Origin of the sequence: Bacillus sp. AP50 (assembly GCF_040492675.1) — a bacterium.
Classification (GTDB): Bacteria; Bacillota; Bacilli; order Bacillales; family Bacillaceae_G; genus Bacillus_A; species Bacillus_A cereus.
In genome coordinates this window covers 1-3,973 of the sequence record NZ_JBEUTW010000322.1, presented here as the reverse complement: position 1 = coordinate 3,973, position 3,973 = coordinate 1, and the positions used below count along the sequence as shown (strand labels likewise).

Genomic DNA, 3,973 nt, shown 5'->3' with positions numbered 1-3,973 from the left:
ATATTATACTATTCTGAAAATTATAAGTAAATAATAGGTTTTAACTTAATAAAGGTATAAAAAAGCGAGTCATTCTATTACACTAGATAACTCGCTTTTAATTTGTAAGTTTTACTTTATAAGAAAATAAGAGTAAGTACACCTACGATAATACAATAGAAAGAGAAATATTTTAAATTTCCTTTTGCCATAATGTTCATAAACCATTTTAGTGAAATATACGTCATGATAAATGTTGCGATGAATGCAACGACATATGGTACGAATAATGTGTCTAGATTTGGATCATTTGCAATGTCTGTAATGCTTAACAATAAGCCACCTAAGCTAACAGGAATGTATAGTAAGAATGAGAAGCGAAGAGCTGTTTCTTGCTTCATACCAAGTAACATTGCTGCTACGATTGTGGCACCAGATCGGCTTATTCCGGGAATCAGTGCACAAGCTTGTGCTAATCCGACGATGATTGCATCTTTCATAGAAAGGTCGCCATCATTTTTACGACCGCGTAAATTTCTAATAATCCAAAGGCCGACAGCAGTAATAAGAAGGGAAACCCCAACCATCTTCACACCTTTTAAGTACTGATCGATGTAATCTTTAAATAAAACACCAATAACACCTGCTGGAATGGTTGCAATAACAAGATAAATAATAAAGAAGAAATCTGATTTTGCGTCTTCTGTTCTTGTAAATATATAAGAGAGACCATTCTTTGTTAGACGAATTAAATCATTTCTATAAATAAGTAATACAGCTAATAATGAAGCTGAATTAACAAGTAGTTCGAAGCTAAACCCTTCTATTTTTAGTCCTAGCAAATGTTGTGCTAAAACGAGATGACCACTTGAAGAAATCGGAATTGGTTCTGTTAATCCTTGGAACAGACCGAGAATTAAATATTTTAAAACGTAGTAAAATTGTTCCATAATAACCTCCTTGTTTATTAGTTGAAAGAAACAACTTTTCCATTATAACAAAGATATGGATGAATATTGAAAAGAAATAAATATTCGAAATAAAATAAAAATCCCTTATAGCAGTATAAGGGATTCTTAATTTTAATTAAGAAGTCACTGTTCCTTGAAGACTTTTAGACAATTGAACATCGACTTTTTCAGCATCATGAATATGATTCATAATAGTAGTATTTAATTTTTGGAACATTTGTTGTGTATTAGCAAATTCTCGTAATATGTCATCATTACAAGACTTTTGGTTTTCGATAGCCTTAATAACATTTGTAGCACCATTTTGTAACGTTTGAATCATAACTAAAATATTTTCAATTCTAGCATTTGTATCGGCGCTCATTTCTACACCTTCATCGACTAAATGTAAATTATCTTTTGTGTTATCATATGCTTTTTCAATTTCTTCTTGAATTTTTTTCGTTAAGTTGCCGATGTTTTTTGTACTTTCTGCTGTACTTTCCGCTAGTTTTCTTACTTCATTGGCAACGACAGCGAATCCTTTACCGTGCTCTCCAGCACGCGCGGCTTCAATACTCGCATTTAATGCAAGTAAATTTGTTTGTGCTGCAATGTTTTGAATGACTTCTACAATTTGCTCGATTTCCTTTGAGCGTTCGCTTAGATGATTCATACTATTAGACGTGCGTTGAGATTGTTCACCTAATTTATTAATTACAATAAGTAAGCGGTGAACGGATTCTTTTCCTTCATTAGAGCAGTCAATAATTTCTGCAATAGACTGAATTAAGCTTTGTTCCTTTTGTAACATTTCATTATTTAACTCATTGGAATGTGTCGTACGTGTTGAAACATTTTCGAAACATGAACTTAACTGTTGAACTAAATTTTGAAGTGTATTGTGTTGGTTATTTACAAGTTGATGCTCTTGTACAACGCTTTGTACACGATCGTGGATAGTAGAAATAGTCTCTTGCTTTTCAATATCTTTTTGTTTTAATTCTGCTTCTAATTCTTGTATACGCTCTTCTAATTGAGCAATTGTATGTTGGAGTGATTTTTTTTGAGTAAACATGTATTTATTTCAACCGCCTTCGAAAGTTATATTTTCTCTATATTTGGATTTTAGCATCTTTTGTATTTTTTAAATATAGGAATTGTTAAATATTTAAGAATCTATTACATTTTATTCATAATTCTCTTTTTTTCGTCACGAAAAATAAACTGTATTTAATCGTTTTGTAAACAAACTGTAAAATAAATCATGTATAACTGTATAAGAAGGGAGTCGGATTATGAACTATTTTAAGCGAATCAGCTGTCTAGTATTAGCAGGAATTATCGGTCTTTCTAGTACAGTCGCTGTTAAAGCAGAGTCAAACGACGAGAAACTTAACAACATGCAACAGCAATTGCAACAAAACGATGCAGAAATGCAAAAGAAAGAGCAAGAGAAGCAAGCTGTTAGTAAAGAAATTAAAGGTATTGAAAACGAACTACATAATTTAAATAATACAATTGCAAAAAATAAAGAGGATCAAGCTGCTATTCAACGTAAAATCGATGAAACACATAAGCAGATTGAGCAAAAAAAGCAAGAAATTGTCGTTTTGGAGGATAAAGTCCTTGCTCGTAAAGATATTATGAGAAAACGTATGGTTTCTGTTCAAAACAGTTCAAATACAAGTTTAGTAGTAGAAGTTGTAGTAGAGTCAAAAAACTTTGCAGACTTCTTACAACGTATGAACGCAGTTTCTACTATTCTAGAAGCTGATAAAGAAATTTTACGTCTACAAGAACAAGATCTTCGTCAAATTGAAGAAGATAAGAAAACAATTGACGAAAAAGAAGCATCTTTAGTAGTAGACAAACAAAAATTAGCAAAAGCGCAAGCTGAACTACAAGATAACTTGAAAAAACGTCAAGATAACTTACAAACAGTTCAAGCTAAATATAATGAAGTTGCAAGTCAACTTAATTTAGCAGCGGAAGAAAAAGCTAAAATTGAATCAAATATGAAGACAGTACAAGAAACGATTGCTCGTGAGCAAGAAGCAGCAAGAATCGCAGCAGAAGAGCGTGCAAAAGCAGAAGCGGCTGCAAAAGCAGAGCAAGAAGCTTTAGCGAAAGCACAAGCAGAAATTGCTGAAAAGAAAAAGCAGGAAAAAGCTAGTAAACCAGCTGAACCAGTAGCTAATAATAATTCGAAGGTAGAACCTGCAAAACCTGAACCAACTTCTAAGCCAACTGCTGGTGGGAAAGAAATTTATGTAGAAGCTACAGCTTATACAGCTGATCCAGGGGAAAATGGTTATGCACCAGGTCAACAAGTATTTTCTGCATGGGGACACTATAACTTAACTGCAAATCCAGGAATGAAATTAATTGCTGTAGATCCAAATGTTATTCCATTAGGTAAGACTGTAAATGTTGAAGGGTATGGAGTCGCAATTGCAGCAGATACTGGTGGAGCGATTAAAGGTAACAGAATTGATGTGTTAATGCCTGATAAAGGGTCTTCTAGTCAATGGGGAAGAAAAATCGTTAAAGTTACAATTTTAAACTAACAAGTAATCCAACTTTACAATACGTAGAGTTGGATTTTTTTATAATAATAATGTTAAGTTGAGTTTACATTTTGTTAAGGATAGCATACAATAATGGTGAGAGGTGGTAAATTTGACCATTTTAAACAGAGTAAAAGAATTAAGAGCTCGTTTTAATTTTACGCAAAGTGTATTAGCAGAAAAGGTTGGAGTAACGAGACAAACAATTGCTGCAATTGAAAAAGGGGATTACGTTCCTTCATTGTTATTAGCACTTACGATTTGTGATGTGTTTCAGTTAAAGATGGAAGATGTGTTTGTTTTAAATAAGGAGGGAGAAGAGGATGAATAGAATTGTTTTTTCTTATATTATAAATGTACTCTATACTGCACTAGCATGTTGGACATTTGTTGAATTTTATAGTGTTATTACAGAGTTAGCACATATAATTAAAAACGAGAAATTCCCGTTTGAAGTATGGTTTAATGGAGTAC

At 32.6% G+C, this 3,973-nt stretch carries 3 protein-coding genes and 2 pseudogenes; 3 read left to right on the top strand and 2 right to left on the bottom strand.

Annotated elements, in window-relative coordinates; all coding sequences use genetic code 11:
- Positions 1 to 116: 116 nt before the first annotated feature.
- On the bottom strand, positions 117 to 929 hold the full coding sequence (locus ABWK52_RS21310; protein ID WP_098541046.1) for an undecaprenyl-diphosphate phosphatase: 813 nt from the start codon (positions 927 to 929) through the stop codon (positions 117 to 119).
- Positions 930 to 1,065: 136 nt separating this feature from the next.
- Positions 1,066 to 1,596: pseudogene (locus ABWK52_RS29830) on the bottom strand (methyl-accepting chemotaxis protein); the annotation flags it as partial.
- 631 nt (positions 1,597 to 2,227) lie between these two features.
- Here ABWK52_RS29830 and ABWK52_RS21300 point away from each other — a divergent pair.
- From ABWK52_RS21300 to ABWK52_RS21290, 3 genes and pseudogenes are all read left to right on the top strand, one after another.
- Entirely contained in the window at positions 2,228 to 3,499 is a 1,272-nt protein-coding gene (locus ABWK52_RS21300; RefSeq protein ID WP_098541048.1) for a 3D domain-containing protein, read from the top strand.
- Between the two features lie 112 nt (positions 3,500 to 3,611).
- Positions 3,612 to 3,830, top strand: coding sequence for a helix-turn-helix transcriptional regulator (locus tag ABWK52_RS21295; RefSeq protein WP_000154019.1), 219 nt, complete (start codon positions 3,612 to 3,614; stop codon positions 3,828 to 3,830).
- A pseudogene (locus tag ABWK52_RS21290) lies at positions 3,823 to 3,973 on the top strand (DUF2178 domain-containing protein); the annotation flags it as partial. The gene ABWK52_RS21295 and the pseudogene ABWK52_RS21290, both read left to right, overlap by 8 nt.

Bases quoted from the DNA above. Each gene is read 5' to 3' on its own strand.
- ABWK52_RS21310 (WP_098541046.1), bottom strand. From the start codon at position 929: ATGGAACAATTTTACTACGTTTTAAAATATTTAATTCTCGGTCTGTTC.
- ABWK52_RS21300 (WP_098541048.1), top strand. From the start codon at position 2,228: ATGAACTATTTTAAGCGAATCAGCTGTCTAGTATTAGCAGGAATTATC.